Below are 13,318 nucleotides of genomic sequence, written 5' to 3' on the forward strand. Positions count from 1 at the left end.
GAAGAAGATTATGAGAGTGTGGGCAGTATCGAATCAGAAAGGCGGGGTGGGCAAAACCACTTCCAGCATCGCCCTGGCAGGTCTGCTGGCCGATGCCGGCAAGCGGGTGGTGGTGGTGGACCTCGATCCCCATGGCTCGATGACCAGCTACTTCGGTCACGACCCGGACACCCTCGAAAACAGCAACTTCGATCTGTTCCAGCACCAGGGCAGCGTCCCTGAAGGGCTGCCGAAGCAATTGCTGTTGCCTACCAGCCACGAACATATTGCCCTGCTGCCGTCGAGCACCGCGCTGGCCACCCTGGAGCGTCAGTCGCCGGGGCAGAGCGGCCTGGGACTGGTGATCGCGAAAAGCCTGGCACAGCTGTGGCAGGACTTCGATTACGCGGTGATCGACAGCCCGCCATTGCTGGGCGTGTTGATGGTCAATGCCCTGGCGGCCAGCCAGCAACTGGTGATTCCGGTGCAGACCGAGTTCCTCGCGGTCAAGGGCCTTGAGCGCATGGTCAACACCCTGACGATGATCAATCGCTCACGCAAGCAGGCGCTGCCCTACACCATCGTGCCGACGCTTTTCGATCGCCGTACCCAGGCGTCGCTGTCGACCCTGCGGTTGCTCAAGCACACCTATCCCGAGCAGCTCTGGCAGGCCTATATACCGGTCGATACGCGCCTGCGCGATGCCAGCCGGGCAGGGCTGACGCCGTCGCAGTTCGATGGCAACAGCCGTGGCACCATCGCTTACCGGGCGCTGCTCAAGCATCTGCTGGCGCAGCAGCCGGCCGCCCAGGTGGCGTGATCATGCTGACTGAATATTCTGCGCGTACCGGCTCAAGTCTGTCGCCCCAGCGGCCGATAGCTCATACAGATATCTTCTGCAGGTTGCCTTCATGAGTCGTTCCACTGCTACCGCAACTCGGCCCCAACTGGCGCTGCAATCCTATCTCGATGGGTTGCTGCAGGATGCCGCGATCGAACTCGAACTGGAACAGGCTGAAAGCAGCCTCGACGAATTCGAGGCTGCCGTGCTCGAGGAGCAGGTGCGTGATGCCCAGTTGGCGCCCCGCGCCGAAGCCCCGGGCCTGACCCTCGTCCAGCCGGAGCCGGAGGTGGTGAGCGAACAGGTCGTCGAGGCCTTTGCGCCGACGGTCGTCGAGGCCATACCCATGCCGCCGGTGGTCGAGCCACTGGCTGAGGTGTATCGCCCGACGCCGCAGATTTTCTCCAGCCAGCCCGATGGCCGGCCTGCCTGGGCCGAGGAGCCGTTCGAATGCCTGCTGTTCGATGTGGCGGGCCTGACCCTGGCCGTGCCGCTGGTATGCCTGGGCTCGATCTATCCGCTGGCCGGTCAGGATCTGACACCTTTGTTTGGCCAACCTGACTGGTTTTTGGGCATACTGCCATCACAGTCGGGCAACCTGAAAGTGCTCGACACGGCGCGTTGGGTGATGCCTGATCGCTACCGCGACGATTTCCGCCAGGGCTTGCAGTACGTGATCTCCGTCCAGGGTTACGAGTGGGGGCTGGCGGTTCACCAGGTCAGCCGTTCCGTTCGCCTGAACCCGGACGAAGTCAAATGGCGCAGCCAGCGTGCACAAAGGCCATGGCTGGCTGGTACCGTGATCGAACACATGTGCGCGCTGCTTGACGTTGCCGCCTTGGCTGAGCTGATCGCCAGCGGTGCCACCAAGCGGATGCACAATGGGCAGTTACACTGATAACGGACGTACGCGCCACAGAGCGTGCGACCACTTGAATAGCGGGACTCCCGCGCACCGCACCGCGCGGTCAATGACGAGGCTAGGCCATGAAGAAAAGTTCTGCACAAGGCGCTGAAGATCCGATCCTGCAGTGGGTCACGTTCCGCCTGGATAACGAAACCTACGGCATCAACGTGATGCAGGTGCAGGAAGTGCTGCGTTATACCGAGATCGCCCCGGTACCGGGCGCGCCGAGCTACGTGCTGGGAATCATCAACCTGCGCGGCAACGTGGTCACCGTGATTGACACGCGCCAGCGTTTCGGCCTGGACTCGTCCGATGTCACCGACAACACCCGTATCGTCATCATCGAGGCGGACAAGCAGGTGGTGGGCATCCTGGTCGACAGCGTCGCCGAAGTGGTTTACCTGCGTCAGTCGGAAGTGGAGACCGCGCCTAACGTCGGTAACGACGAGTCGGCCAAGTTCATCCAGGGCGTTTGCAACAAGAACGGCGAGCTGCTGATCCTGGTCGAGCTGGACAAGATGATGACCGAGGAGGAGTGGTCGGAGCTGGAGAGCATCTGAGGTGCTCGAAGCCGCACTCATCGTTCTCGCGTTGGTCTGTGCCGGGTTGGTGGGCACCTGCGTCTGGTTGGCCGGGCGCTTGCGCCTGGCCAGTCAGCTGCAGGCCGAGCGCGACGCCCAGCGTGATCAGCGTATTCGCGAGCTGGGCAAGCGGTTGGATACCTACCTGACCGGCAGCATCCGCATGGGCGAGGAACTGCACGAGCTGCGCCGCACCGTCGCGCCGCTGCCGGACAAGCTCACCCAGATCGAACAGCGCGATCCCACCAGCCTGTCGTTCACCCAGGCCGCCCGCCTGGTCGGCATGGGTGCCAGTGCCGATGACCTGACCCAGTCCTGTGGACTGAGCAAGGCCGAAGCGGAACTGGTCGCCAAGCTGCACCAGGCGCGCCGCTCCTGAGCATTCTTTTTTATCCCTTCGAATCTCGCTCCTGGGCATCGCTTCGTTCCACCCAGGCTACGTCCAGGTCTGCAAATCTCCAGATGTTCTGACAGTGCCATTCTCTGCAGGCGCGTTCCGTGCCCATGGCCCGGCGTTCAGCGAAGCGTTACCCGAGACAGCGACCGGCAGGTGATCTGACGCTCAGGTTTTTTTGCCAGCAGGGCCTTCGAGCAGCAGCGGGCCATCCTTCGGCTTGCCGCGCGGATCGAAGCCCGCCGGAAACTTGCCTTTCAGGTACCAGGCGAAGGCGATGATCTCGGCGATGCAGCGGTACAGCTGCTCGGGAATCGCTTCGCCGAGTTCCAGGCGCGCAAGCAGGCGCACCAGTTCGGCATTCTCGTAGATCGGCACGTCATGGGCACGGGCGATGGCGAGTATGGCCTCGGCCAGCTCATCGTCGCCCTTGGCGCTGAGGTTGGGGGCATTCTGGCCGTCGTAGGTGAGGGCGATGGCCTGGCGTGGGGCTTTATTGTTCATGCGGTTTCGTCGACCCAGCGTTGTTCCAGGGAGGTTTTCGGGCCCTGGGGTGGCGTGCCCTGGCTGCACACCAGGTCGCTGACCGTCAGGCCGGCGGCGACCAGGCGCTCACGCAGGTTGCCCAGCTCGCGGTCGATAAGCCCGGCAGTGCTGGCACGCTCAGCCCATAGTTGGCTGGACAAGCTGCCATGGGCCAGCTGTGCCTGCACCTGCAGCGGCCCCAGCGGATCCAGGTCGAAGGCCAGGTCGATGCGCCAGAGCGTTTCCTTGGGATCCTGCTTGCCGGAGGGGGCGGGTTCCTCGTGCTGGATCTTCACTTGCAGCGGCACCAGTTCGTGCTGGTTACGCATCGGCACTTCCATCTGCCAGGTGGTCAGCAACTGGCCTTCAGGGCCGATCTGGCTCTGCGAAAGGCTCGACAACTGGTGCGTCTGCAGGCGTGAGATGGCCGCGGCCGCCAGTTTGAGCAGCGCCTCCAGATCGCTCTCTTCATTCATCGATTGCAGCAGGCGGCTGGGCAGCGGGAAGCTCAGCGCCTGCTGGCGCCCGCTGCTCTGGCCAATGTTGCCCAGCACGTTGCGGGCGAAGGCCGGCAGCGCCTGGGCCATGGCGTTGGCCGAGGCGGTTGCCGCTGCCAGGGGCGCGGCACCGGGCAGCAAGGGCAGCAGTTGACTGACCAGACGCAGCAGGTTGGCCTTCATGTCGGTACCCAGGCCGCCGGTCTGGCCGGCCAACAGTTTGCTCTCGAGAAACAGGCCGCTGTTTTCCAATGCTTTCATCAGACTCTTGCCATCGCTCATCTGCTCGCCACTCGGCAGGCCAGCCAGGAGCTTGTCGATGCTGCCTTTCAAGCCTTCGGGCAGGCCGCCCTGGCCGCCCATGCCCTTGAGCGCCGCCATCAGCCCCTCCAGCGAGCCCTGACGGCTTTGCTGGTTGCCGAGTTGCTGGAGCAGGGCCAGCTGGTCGAGGCGGCCACTGAGCGGCAGGAAAGCCAATGACTGGTCGCCCTGCACCCGCGCACTGAGCAGGCTGCCCGGCGGCAGATCGAGGCTGGTTTCCAGGCTCAGGGTCTTGCCGGCCAACCCGGTGTTGAGCAGGTTGACCAGCACCTTGAAGACGGTGGTCTGGGCGACCTGGACGGGTAGCGCTTCGCGAGAAATCACCTTGCCCTGTAGCAGGGTGCCAATCGGCAGCTGCTCAAGGTCGATACTGGTCAGCGCTTTGTTGCCGCCGGCCAGTAGGGCCAGCGCCAGGCGGGTATCGGACAGTGCCGTGACGGCCAGCGCCGTACCCTGGGCGATCGGCTGCGGGCTGCTGGCCTGCACGGTGGCCTGGCGACCGTTGTCGAGGGTCACGCGCAGCATCAGCTGGAAGCTCTGCACGCCTTCCTTGACGCCGACCACTTCGGCCTTGGCACTTTCCCCCGCCGCCATCAGGCCATCGAGGGGTTTGAGCAGCTTTACCGCCAGGTCGGCGGGGCTAACTGCCGGTCTGTTGGCCGCCTGCGGAGCGGCAACAGGACGCGATCCACTGATCTCGGTCATTAAGTCTCATACTCTGGGCCCAACGCACGCTGCGGGTGAGCAGGGCGGGCATGTATACTCGCGGCCAATCCGAACGTCCGCAAGAGTATAGCGGCCGCAATCGTCTCGACTTGAACCAGGTGCCCGCGTTGTGAGCAGTCCCTTTCTCGAAGCCACCGCGCTGTCCTGCGAACGGGACTGGCGCCTGCTGTTCGAGAACCTCGACATCAGCCTGGACAGCGGGCAGATGCTGCAGGTGTCCGGGCCCAACGGTAGCGGCAAGACCAGCCTGCTGCGGGTGCTCGCCGGTCTCAGGCCGGCCACCAGCGGCACCGTTCGCGTCAAGGGTCAGCCCCTCGTCAGCCGCAGCGCTGACCTGCTGTGGATCGGCCATGCCGCGGGCATCAAGGGGCTTCTCAGCGCTGAAGAAAACCTTGCCTGGCTGTGCGCCCTGCATCGCCCCGCCAGTCGCGCGCAGATCTGGCAGGCCCTGGAGGCGGTCGGGCTGCGCGGTTTCGAAGACGTACCCTGTCATACCCTGTCCGCCGGCCAGCAACGCCGCGTGGCACTGGCGCGGCTGTATCTGGACAGCCCACCGTTGTGGATTCTCGACGAACCCTTCACCGCGCTGGACAAGCAGGCGGTGAGCCAGCTCGAGGACCATTTGGCCGAGCATTGCCGCGAAGGCGGCCTGGTCGTGCTCACTACTCACCATTCCCTGAGCCGCGTACCGGATGGCTACCGTGACCTTGATCTGGGACAGCATGGCGCATGAATAGCGTGTTTATGCTGCTGGTCGTGCGCGAGGCGCGGCTGCTTTGTCGGCGCCCTGCAGAGCTGGCCAATCCACTGGTGTTCTTCGCTATCGTCATCGCCCTGTTTCCCCTGGCCGTCGGGCCGCAAACGCAACTGCTGCAAAGCCTATCGCCCGGGTTGGTGTGGGTGGCGGCGCTGCTGGCGGTGTTGTTGTCGCTCGACGGCCTGTTTCGCAGCGACTTCGAGGACGGCTCCCTGGAGCAATGGCTGCTTTCCTCGCACCCCCTGCCAGTGCTGGTGCTGGCCAAGGTCGCGGCGCACTGGCTGTTTTCCGGCCTGGCCCTGGTGTTGCTGTCGCCGCTGCTGGCATTGATGCTGGGCCTACCGGGACGCTGCCTGCCGGTATTGCTGGGCTCCCTGCTGCTGGGTACGCCGATCCTCAGCCTGCTGGGCGCCATTGGTGCAGCCCTGACGGTCGGCCTCAAGCGCGGCGGGCTGTTGCTGGCGCTACTTATTCTGCCTTTGTACATCCCGGTGCTGATTCTCGGCAGCGGGGCCTTGCAGGCGAGCCTGCAAGGCTTGCCGGTGGCCGGGCATCTGCTCTGGCTGGCCAGCCTCACCGCGTTGACGGTAACCCTGACACCCTTCGCCATAGCCGCCGGCCTGACTATCAGCGTCAGCGAGTGATTGAACGTGCTACCGAGGATGGCCGCAGGGCCCTTACCTCGGAGAATGATGAGTGACCTGATGAACTGGACATGGTTTCACAAGCTGGGCTCGCCCAAATGGTTCTACGAAATCAGTGGCCGCTGGCTGCCCGGGATGGCCATCGCCGCGGCGCTGTTGCTGGCCGTGGGCACGGTCTGGGGCCTGGCCTTCGCGCCGCCGGACTACCAGCAGGGCAACAGCTTCCGGATCATCTACATCCATGTGCCGGCTGCGTTCCTGGCTCAGTCGATCTACGTGATGCTGGCCGTGGCCGGCGTGGTCGGTCTGGTGTGGAAGATGAAACTGGCCGATGTGGCTCTGCAGCAGGCTGCACCCATTGGCGCCTGGATGACCGCCATCGCGTTGATCACCGGCGCCATCTGGGGCAAGCCGACCTGGGGCACCTACTGGATCTGGGATGCGCGCCTGACCTCGATGCTGATCCTGCTGTTCCTGTACTTCGGCGTCATTGCCCTCGGCCAGGCGATCAGCAACCGCGACAGCGCTGCCAAGGCCACCGCAGTGCTGGCGGTGGTCGGGGTGATCAATATCCCGATCATCAAGTACTCGGTGCAGTGGTGGAACACCCTGCACCAGCCGGCCACTTTCAGCGTCATCGAAAAACCGGCGATGCCGGTGCAGATGTGGCTGCCGCTGCTGATTATGGTGCTGGGCTTCTACTGCTTCTTCGCCGCAGTACTGCTGATGCGCATGCGCCTCGAAGTGCTGCGCCGGGAAGCGCGCAGCAGTTGGGTGAAAACCGAAATCCGCGGGCTGGTGGAGGGCAAACGATGAGTTTCGCGTCATTCGCCGACTTTCTCGCCATGGGCAACCACGGCGCTTACGTCTGGTCGGCTTACGGTATCTGCCTGGCGGTGCTGGTACTCAATGTGCTGTTGCCGCTGCAGGCCAAACGCCGTTACCTGCAGGATGAGGCGCGCCGTATGCGCCGGGAGGAGTCACGTTGAACGCCGTTCGCAAGAAGCGCCTGTTTATCGTGCTGGCGATCCTCGCCGGTGTCGGTATCGCCGTGGCGCTGGCCCTGAGCGCCCTGCAGCAGAACATCAACCTGTTCTACACGCCGACGCAGATCGCCAACGGTGAAGCACCACGCGATACCCGTATTCGCGCCGGCGGTATGGTGGAAAAAGGTTCGGTGAAGCGCTCCAGCGATTCGCTGCAGACCGACTTCGTGGTCACCGACTACGTAGCGCGGGTGACCATTCGCTTCCATGGCATCCTGCCGGATCTGTTCCGCGAAGGTCAGGGCATTGTTGCCATGGGCAAGATCGACGACAGCGGCATTTTGCTTGCCGACGAAGTGCTGGCCAAACACGACGAGAATTACATGCCGCCCGAGGTCAAGCAGGCTTTGGAGCAGAGTGGCATGAGCAAGCAATACGAGAAAGCAGGGGAGGCCGCGCGATGATTCCCGAACTCGGCCATCTGGCGATGATTCTGGCGCTGTGCCTGGCCCTGGTACAGTCCACGCTGCCGCTGATTGGTGCCTGGCGCGGCGACCGCCAGTGGATGAGCCTGGCGCAACCGGCGGCCTGGGGGCAATTCGCCTTTCTGGCGTTCGCCTTCGCGTGCCTGACGTACGCCTTCATGGTCGATGACTTCTCCGTCGCCTACGTGGCGCAGAACTCCAACACCGCGCTGCCCTGGTACTACAAGTTCAGCGCGGTATGGGGCGCCCACGAAGGCTCGCTGCTGCTCTGGGCCTTGATCCTCGGCGGCTGGACCTTTGCCGTGGCGATCTTCTCGCGGCAGCTGCCCGAGGAAATGCTCGCCCGCGTGCTGGGCGTGATGGGCATCATCAGCGTCGGCTTCCTGCTGTTTTTGATCGTCACCTCCAACCCTTTCACCCGGCTGCTGCCGAATGTGCCGGCCGATGGCCGCGACCTCAATCCGCTGCTGCAGGACTTCGGCCTGATCATCCACCCGCCGATGCTGTACATGGGCTACGTGGGCTTTTCGGTGGCCTTCGCCTTCGCCATCGCCGCGCTGCTCGGCGGCAAGCTGGACGCTGCCTGGGCACGTTGGTCGCGGCCCTGGACCATCGTTGCCTGGGCCTTTCTCGGCATCGGTATCGCCCTGGGTTCCTGGTGGGCCTATTACGAACTGGGCTGGGGCGGCTGGTGGTTCTGGGATCCGGTGGAGAATGCCTCGTTCATGCCGTGGCTGGTCGGCACGGCGCTGATTCATTCGCTGGCCGTGACCGAAAAGCGCGGCGTGTTCAAGAGCTGGACGGTGCTGCTGGCCATCGCCGCGTTCTCCCTCAGCCTGCTCGGTACCTTCCTGGTGCGCTCCGGTGTGCTGACCTCGGTACACGCGTTCGCCAGCGACCCGGAGCGCGGCGTGTTCATTCTCGCTTTCCTGCTGCTGGTGGTCGGCGGCTCGCTGACCCTGTTCGCCTTGCGCGCGCCGGTGGTGCGCAGCCAGGTCGGCTTCGGCCTGTGGTCGCGGGAAACCCTGCTGCTGGCCAACAACCTGATTCTGGTGGTGGCTGCCTCGATGATCCTGCTCGGCACCCTGTATCCGCTGGTGCTCGATGCCCTGAGCGGCGCCAAGCTGTCGGTCGGCCCGCCGTATTTCAACGCGCTGTTCGTGCCGCTGATGGGGCTGTTGATGGCCGTGCTCGCGGTTGGCGTGCTGGTGCGCTGGAAGGACACGCCGCTGCGCTGGCTGCTCGGCATGCTCGCGCCGGTGCTGGTGGCCAGTGTGGCACTGGCGTTGCTGGCCAGTTGGGCATGGGGCGATTTCCATTGGGCGGTGCTCGGCGTCTGCCTGCTGGCCGCCTGGGTGACCCTGGCCGGGCTGCGTGACATTCAGGACAAGACCCGCCACAAGGGCCTGTTCAAAGGCATGGCCAGCCTGGGCCGCAGCTACTGGGGCATGCAGTTGGCGCATCTGGGCCTGGCGGTCTGCGCGTTGGGGGTGATCCTCACCAGCCTTGGCAGCTTCGAACGCGACCTGCGCATGGCGCCGGGCGAGGCGGTGGAACTGGGTGGCTACCGCTTCGTGTTCGAAGGGGCGGCGCATCATGAGGGGCCAAACTTCATTTCTGACCGCGGCACGGTGCGCATCTTCGACGGCGAGCGGCAGATCGCCGTGCTGCACCCGGAAAAACGCCTGTATACCGTGCAGCAATCGGTGATGACCGAAGCGGGCATCGACGCCGGGCTGACCCGCGACCTTTTCGTCGCCCTCGGCGAGCCGCTGGGGCAGGGCGCCTGGGCCGTGCGCATTCATATCAAACCCTTCGTTCGCTGGATCTGGCTGGGTGCCCTGATGATGGGCTTCGGCGGTTTTCTCGCCGCCGCCGACAAGCGCTACCGGATGAAGGTCAAAACCCGCGTGCGTGATGCGCTGGGCCTGCAGGAGGCACGGGCATGAGACGGCTGATCTTGTTGCTACCGCTGGTGATCTTTCTCGGCGTGGCGGTATTTCTCTATCGCGGGTTGTTCCTCGACCCGTCCGAACTGCCGTCGGCGCTGATCGACAAACCCTTTCCGGCGTTCTCGCTGCCGGCGGTGGAGGGCGATCAACTGATCACCCAGCAGAACCTGCTGGGCAAGCCCTCGCTGGTCAACGTCTGGGCCACCTGGTGTGTGGCCTGCAAGGTCGAGCACCCGGTGCTCAACAAGCTGGCGTCCATGGGGGTGAACATCCACGGCGTCAACTACAAGGACGACAACGCGGCCGCGCAGAAATGGCTGAGCGAATTCCACGACCCGTACCAGCTCAATATCAGCGACCCCAAGGGCACCCTGGGCCTCGACCTCGGCGTGTACGGCGCCCCGGAGACCTTCTTCATCGACGCCAAGGGCATCATCCGCCACAAGTTCGTCGGCGTGATCGACGAGGCGATCTGGCGCGAGAAGCTGGCGCCGCTGTACCAGCAGATGGTCGACGAGGCGGGCCAATGAGGCGCCTGCTGACCGGCCTGGTTCTGCTGCTGGCGCTGGGTGGCGTCGCCCAGGCGGCCATCGACACCTACGAGTTCGCCACTGAAGCCGAACGCACCCGCTACCGCCAGCTCACCGAAGAGCTGCGTTGCCCGAAATGCCAGAACCAGAACATCGCCGACTCCGACGCGCCGATCGCCATGGACCTGCGTGCCGAGATCTACCGCATGCTCGAAGCCGGCCAGAGCAACGCGCAGATCATCGATTACCTGGTCGCCCGTTATGGCGACTTCGTGCTCTACAAACCGCCGGTCAGCGGCCGCACGCTGCTCCTCTGGTATGGGCCGGCGGCGCTTCTGGGCGGCGGCTTCGTACTGCTCGGGGTGATCGTGCTGCGCCGTCGCAAGGCCGACGGTGTGTCCGCTACTGGCCTGTCGAGCGATGAACGGCAACGTCTGGCGCAGCTGCTCGAGCAGACGTCTGAGGATAAGAGGGCCCCATGATCGAATTCTGGTTGTCCGCCGGCCTGTTGTGTCTGGTCGCCGTGAGTTTTCTGCTTATCCCGCTGCTGCGCGGGCGCAAGGTGCAGGCCGAGGAGGACCGTACCGCGCTCAACGTCACCCTCTATCAGGAGCGCCTGCGCGAGGTGGAGCAACAGCACCAGGCCGGCACGCTGGATGCCGAGCAGCTGCAGGCAGCGCGCGACGAAGCCGCCCGCGAATTGCTGGCCGACACCGAAGGCAGCGAAGCCCGGCAGGGCCGTCGTCTTGGCCGCGCCGTGCCGCTGGTGGCCGTGGTGCTGGTGCCCGTGCTGGCGGTGTTGCTGTACCTGCAGTGGGGCGCCATCGACCAGGTCGAGCAGGCGCGCACCTTCGCCGGTGAGCCGCACAGCATCGAAGAGATGACCACGCGCCTGGAACAGGCGGTGCAGAACAACCCTGAATCGGCTGAAGGCTGGTATTTCCTTGGCCGCAGCTACATGGCCCAGCAGCGCGCCGCCGATGCTGCTCGCGCCTTCGGGCAGGCGGTCAAGGTGGCAGGGCGTGAGCCGGAGCTGCTCGGCCAGTGGGCCCAGGCGTTGTACTTTGCCGCTGACAAACAGTGGAGCCCGCAGCTGGATGCCCTGACCAGCGAGGCCTTGAAAGCGGACCCGGAGGAGGTGACCAGCCTGGGCCTGCTGGGCATCGCTGCCTATGAGGAGCAGCGCTTCGCCGATGCCATCGGCTACTGGGAGCGCCTGGTGGCCGTGCTGCCCGAGGGTGACCCTTCGCGCCAGGCGATTGCCGGCGGTATCGAGCGCGCCCGCCAGGAACTGGGCTCGCCGGCAGATGATGTCAGCGCCGCACAGCCGCAAGCGGCCGGCCTGCAGGTGCGTGTCGAGCTGGCGCCGGCGCTACGCGACAAGGTGCAGCCTGGCGACGTAGTGTTCGTCTTCGCCCGTGCCGCTTCCGGGCCGCCGATGCCGTTGGCGGCCAAGCGTCTGACGGTGGCCGATCTGCCGGCCACGGTCAGCCTGTCCGACAGCGATGCGATGATGCCGCAACTGAAACTTTCCGCGTTCGACCAGGTTCAACTGGTAGCGCGCATTTCGCGCGCCGGCGATGCAAAGAGCGGCGAGTGGATCGGCCAGGGGCAACCGCTGGCCAGCAGCACCCAGGACGTGCAACGCCTTGTCATCGATAGCCCTGACGGCACACCACCATGAACAGACTGATTTCCGCTGCCGTGGCAGCCACCTTGTTGAGCCTTGCCGGCTGTACCTTGCACAGCCCGGCGCCTGGCAAGCCCGATGGCGGCCCTTCGGCTCCCGCCGGTTCGCCGCCAGCTAGCAAGTCCCATCCGCGCTTCGCGCCGCCGCCGGGTGTCTCCAGCCACTGGAATGGCACGCTCGGTGTCTACCAGATCGACTCCGAGCGCGACACCTACTATCGGGAACGCACCTTCTACCGCTGGCAGGACGGCTGGAGCTGGGCGGGCACTCTGCAGGGGCCATGGGAGCCGGTCGACAGCACCGGCGTGCCGCCGGCGCTGTATCGCCACCACGCACAATAGGCCGTCGTTACCTCAGCACGCTTCATTCGCACCGATATTCAAGCCGCCCTGGAGACCCTGTACCGGGGCGGTTTGCTTTCTGATGCCCATTCCAGAGGCTTTCTACGCAGTCCACTTTCCAAGGTGTCCCTCGTCTTGCGATTATCGAACCGCAGTTCGATAATCGCGCATACCGTCTGGACGAGTGACAGTGCCATGCCCGAATCCCGTTCCGTGCCCAGTTCCATGGCGCCGCCTATCATCGCGTCGCCGGCCAAGCGCATCGAAGCCTTTACCGGCGATCCCAACTTCATGACCTCACTGGCCCGGGGCCTGGCGGTCATCCACGCCTTTCAGGAACGCAAGCGCCACCTGACCATCGCCCAGATCAGCCACCGCACCGAGATCCCTCGCGCGGCGGTGCGCCGTTGCCTGCACACGCTGATGAAGCTCGGTTACGTGACCACCGATGGGCGGGTCTACTCGCTGCTGCCCAAGGTGCTGACCCTGGGCCATGCGTACCTGTCGTCCACGCCGATGGCCGTTACCGCACAGCCGATTCTCGACCGGCTCAGCGAGCAGCTGCACGAGGCCTGTTCGATGGCCACGTTGGAAGGCGACGAGATTCTCTACATCGCCCGCTCGGCGACGCCGCAGCGGCTGATCTCCGTGGACCTGAGCGTGGGCAGCCGGCTGCCGGCCTATTGCACCTCCATGGGCCGTATCCTGCTGGCGGCGCTGGATGATGCGGCGCTGGACGATTACCTGAACCACGCCGATCTGCAGGTAAAGACCAGCCGCACCCTGCATACCCCGGAAGACCTGCGCGCCAACATCGAGGAAATCCGCCGCCAGGGCTGGGTGATCATCGATCAGGAGCTGGAAGTCAGCCTGCGCTCCATTGCCGTGCCGCTGAAGGACTCCGCCGGCCAGGTGCTGGCGGCCCTCAACGTCGGCACCCATGTGGGCCGCGTGTCGCGCCAGGAGTTGGAAAACCGCTTCCTGCCAATACTGCTGGAAGCCAGCCACGAACTGAGTACCCGCCTGTTTCAGTAGCCCCTGCGGCCGCAGCCTGGGTTGAGCGAAGCGACCCAGGAATAACCGGTCACGAGCCACGCCATACCCACCCCGCGGTGCACCCATTCAACAAGCTGATGATGGCTGGGAGGCACCTGTGCCTTCG

At 64.8% G+C, this 13,318-nt stretch carries 17 protein-coding genes; 15 read left to right on the forward strand and 2 right to left on the reverse strand.

Annotation, left to right across the window (positions count from 1 at the left end; translation table 11 throughout):
- The first annotated feature begins 10 nt into the window (after positions 1 to 10).
- From BM154_RS13710 to BM154_RS13725, 4 genes are all read left to right on the forward strand, one after another.
- A complete protein-coding gene (locus tag BM154_RS13710; RefSeq protein WP_074884736.1) occupies positions 11 to 799 on the forward strand; it encodes a ParA family protein in 789 nt (262 codons plus the stop codon).
- 91 nt (positions 800 to 890) lie between these two features.
- The gene (locus BM154_RS13715; RefSeq protein WP_074884741.1) at positions 891 to 1,718 is read left to right on the forward strand and encodes a CheW domain-containing protein; all 828 of its coding nucleotides are present in this window, start codon (positions 891 to 893) and stop codon (positions 1,716 to 1,718) included.
- Positions 1,719 to 1,807: 89 nt separating this feature from the next.
- Positions 1,808 to 2,287 carry a chemotaxis protein CheW gene (locus BM154_RS13720; protein ID WP_013791056.1) on the forward strand — a complete coding sequence of 160 codons (480 nt, stop codon included), beginning with the start codon at positions 1,808 to 1,810 and terminating at the stop codon, positions 2,285 to 2,287.
- A gap of 1 nt (position 2,288) precedes the next feature.
- Positions 2,289 to 2,687 carry a DUF2802 domain-containing protein gene (locus tag BM154_RS13725; protein ID WP_027911376.1) on the forward strand — a complete coding sequence of 133 codons (399 nt, stop codon included), beginning with the start codon at positions 2,289 to 2,291 and terminating at the stop codon, positions 2,685 to 2,687.
- 183 nt (positions 2,688 to 2,870) lie between these two features.
- Here the strand turns inward: BM154_RS13725 and BM154_RS13730 are convergent, their stop codons facing one another.
- Together BM154_RS13730 and fliK are read right to left on the reverse strand one after the other, a co-directional pair.
- Complete coding sequence (locus BM154_RS13730; RefSeq protein WP_074884744.1) at positions 2,871 to 3,206, reverse strand: EscU/YscU/HrcU family type III secretion system export apparatus switch protein; 336 nt, start codon at positions 3,204 to 3,206, stop codon at positions 2,871 to 2,873.
- The gene (gene fliK, locus BM154_RS13735; RefSeq protein ID WP_074884747.1) at positions 3,203 to 4,750 is read right to left on the reverse strand and encodes a flagellar hook-length control protein FliK; all 1,548 of its coding nucleotides are present in this window, start codon (positions 4,748 to 4,750) and stop codon (positions 3,203 to 3,205) included. Before fliK ends, BM154_RS13730 begins: the two co-directional genes overlap by 4 nt.
- A gap of 130 nt (positions 4,751 to 4,880) precedes the next feature.
- Between fliK and ccmA the strand changes: the two genes are divergently transcribed.
- From ccmA to BM154_RS13790, 11 genes are all read left to right on the forward strand, one after another.
- Positions 4,881 to 5,504 (forward strand): cytochrome c biogenesis heme-transporting ATPase CcmA, encoded by a 624-nt coding sequence (ccmA, locus tag BM154_RS13740; protein WP_074884750.1) that lies wholly within the window; start codon positions 4,881 to 4,883, stop codon positions 5,502 to 5,504.
- Positions 5,501 to 6,172 carry a heme exporter protein CcmB gene (gene ccmB, locus BM154_RS13745; protein WP_074884753.1) on the forward strand — a complete coding sequence of 224 codons (672 nt, stop codon included), beginning with the start codon at positions 5,501 to 5,503 and terminating at the stop codon, positions 6,170 to 6,172. Before ccmA ends, ccmB begins: the two co-directional genes overlap by 4 nt.
- A gap of 57 nt (positions 6,173 to 6,229) precedes the next feature.
- Positions 6,230 to 6,988, forward strand: coding sequence for a heme ABC transporter permease (locus BM154_RS13750; protein ID WP_208609447.1), 759 nt, complete (start codon positions 6,230 to 6,232; stop codon positions 6,986 to 6,988).
- Positions 6,985 to 7,161 carry a heme exporter protein CcmD gene (gene ccmD, locus BM154_RS13755; protein WP_074884756.1) on the forward strand — a complete coding sequence of 59 codons (177 nt, stop codon included), beginning with the start codon at positions 6,985 to 6,987 and terminating at the stop codon, positions 7,159 to 7,161. The genes BM154_RS13750 and ccmD overlap by 4 nt, the downstream gene beginning before the upstream one ends.
- Positions 7,158 to 7,622 (forward strand): cytochrome c maturation protein CcmE, encoded by a 465-nt coding sequence (ccmE, locus tag BM154_RS13760; protein ID WP_074884759.1) that lies wholly within the window; start codon positions 7,158 to 7,160, stop codon positions 7,620 to 7,622. Before ccmD ends, ccmE begins: the two co-directional genes overlap by 4 nt.
- Positions 7,619 to 9,592 carry a heme lyase CcmF/NrfE family subunit gene (locus BM154_RS13765; protein ID WP_074884762.1) on the forward strand — a complete coding sequence of 658 codons (1,974 nt, stop codon included), beginning with the start codon at positions 7,619 to 7,621 and terminating at the stop codon, positions 9,590 to 9,592. The genes ccmE and BM154_RS13765 overlap by 4 nt, the downstream gene beginning before the upstream one ends.
- Positions 9,589 to 10,125: a DsbE family thiol:disulfide interchange protein gene (locus tag BM154_RS13770; protein ID WP_074884765.1), complete on the forward strand. Its 537-nt coding sequence runs from the start codon at positions 9,589 to 9,591 to the stop codon at positions 10,123 to 10,125. Before BM154_RS13765 ends, BM154_RS13770 begins: the two co-directional genes overlap by 4 nt.
- A complete protein-coding gene (locus BM154_RS13775) occupies positions 10,122 to 10,607 on the forward strand; it encodes a cytochrome c-type biogenesis protein (protein WP_074884768.1) in 486 nt (161 codons plus the stop codon). The genes BM154_RS13770 and BM154_RS13775 overlap by 4 nt, the downstream gene beginning before the upstream one ends.
- Entirely contained in the window at positions 10,604 to 11,809 is a 1,206-nt protein-coding gene (gene ccmI, locus BM154_RS13780; RefSeq protein WP_074884772.1) for a c-type cytochrome biogenesis protein CcmI, read from the forward strand. The genes BM154_RS13775 and ccmI overlap by 4 nt, the downstream gene beginning before the upstream one ends.
- Positions 11,806 to 12,156, forward strand: a complete 351-nt coding sequence (locus BM154_RS13785; RefSeq protein WP_074884774.1) for a hypothetical protein — start codon at positions 11,806 to 11,808, stop codon at positions 12,154 to 12,156. Before ccmI ends, BM154_RS13785 begins: the two co-directional genes overlap by 4 nt.
- 195 nt (positions 12,157 to 12,351) lie before the next feature.
- Positions 12,352 to 13,191, forward strand: a complete 840-nt coding sequence (locus BM154_RS13790; protein WP_074884777.1) for an IclR family transcriptional regulator domain-containing protein — start codon at positions 12,352 to 12,354, stop codon at positions 13,189 to 13,191.
- Positions 13,192 to 13,318: the final 127 nt, after the last annotated feature.

This window comes from Phytopseudomonas argentinensis (genome assembly GCF_900113905.1).
Taxonomy (GTDB): Bacteria; Pseudomonadota; Gammaproteobacteria; order Pseudomonadales; family Pseudomonadaceae; genus Aquipseudomonas; species Aquipseudomonas argentinensis.

Coding starts and splice junctions, on each gene's coding strand:
- ccmI (WP_074884772.1), top strand. CDS start 10,604: ATGATCGAATTCTGGTTGTCCGCCGGCCTGTTGTGTCTGGTCGCCGTG.
- BM154_RS13710 (WP_074884736.1), top strand. CDS start 11: ATGAGAGTGTGGGCAGTATCGAATCAGAAAGGCGGGGTGGGCAAAACC.
- ccmD (WP_074884756.1), top strand. CDS start 6,985: ATGAGTTTCGCGTCATTCGCCGACTTTCTCGCCATGGGCAACCACGGC.
- BM154_RS13730 (WP_074884744.1), bottom strand. CDS start 3,206: ATGAACAATAAAGCCCCACGCCAGGCCATCGCCCTCACCTACGACGGC.
- BM154_RS13715 (WP_074884741.1), top strand. CDS start 891: ATGAGTCGTTCCACTGCTACCGCAACTCGGCCCCAACTGGCGCTGCAA.
- BM154_RS13770 (WP_074884765.1), top strand. CDS start 9,589: ATGAGACGGCTGATCTTGTTGCTACCGCTGGTGATCTTTCTCGGCGTG.
- ccmB (WP_074884753.1), top strand. CDS start 5,501: ATGAATAGCGTGTTTATGCTGCTGGTCGTGCGCGAGGCGCGGCTGCTT.
- BM154_RS13790 (WP_074884777.1), top strand. CDS start 12,352: ATGCCCGAATCCCGTTCCGTGCCCAGTTCCATGGCGCCGCCTATCATC.
- BM154_RS13720 (WP_013791056.1), top strand. CDS start 1,808: ATGAAGAAAAGTTCTGCACAAGGCGCTGAAGATCCGATCCTGCAGTGG.
- BM154_RS13785 (WP_074884774.1), top strand. CDS start 11,806: ATGAACAGACTGATTTCCGCTGCCGTGGCAGCCACCTTGTTGAGCCTT.
- BM154_RS13775 (WP_074884768.1), top strand. CDS start 10,122: ATGAGGCGCCTGCTGACCGGCCTGGTTCTGCTGCTGGCGCTGGGTGGC.
- fliK (WP_074884747.1), bottom strand. CDS start 4,750: ATGACCGAGATCAGTGGATCGCGTCCTGTTGCCGCTCCGCAGGCGGCC.
- BM154_RS13765 (WP_074884762.1), top strand. CDS start 7,619: ATGATTCCCGAACTCGGCCATCTGGCGATGATTCTGGCGCTGTGCCTG.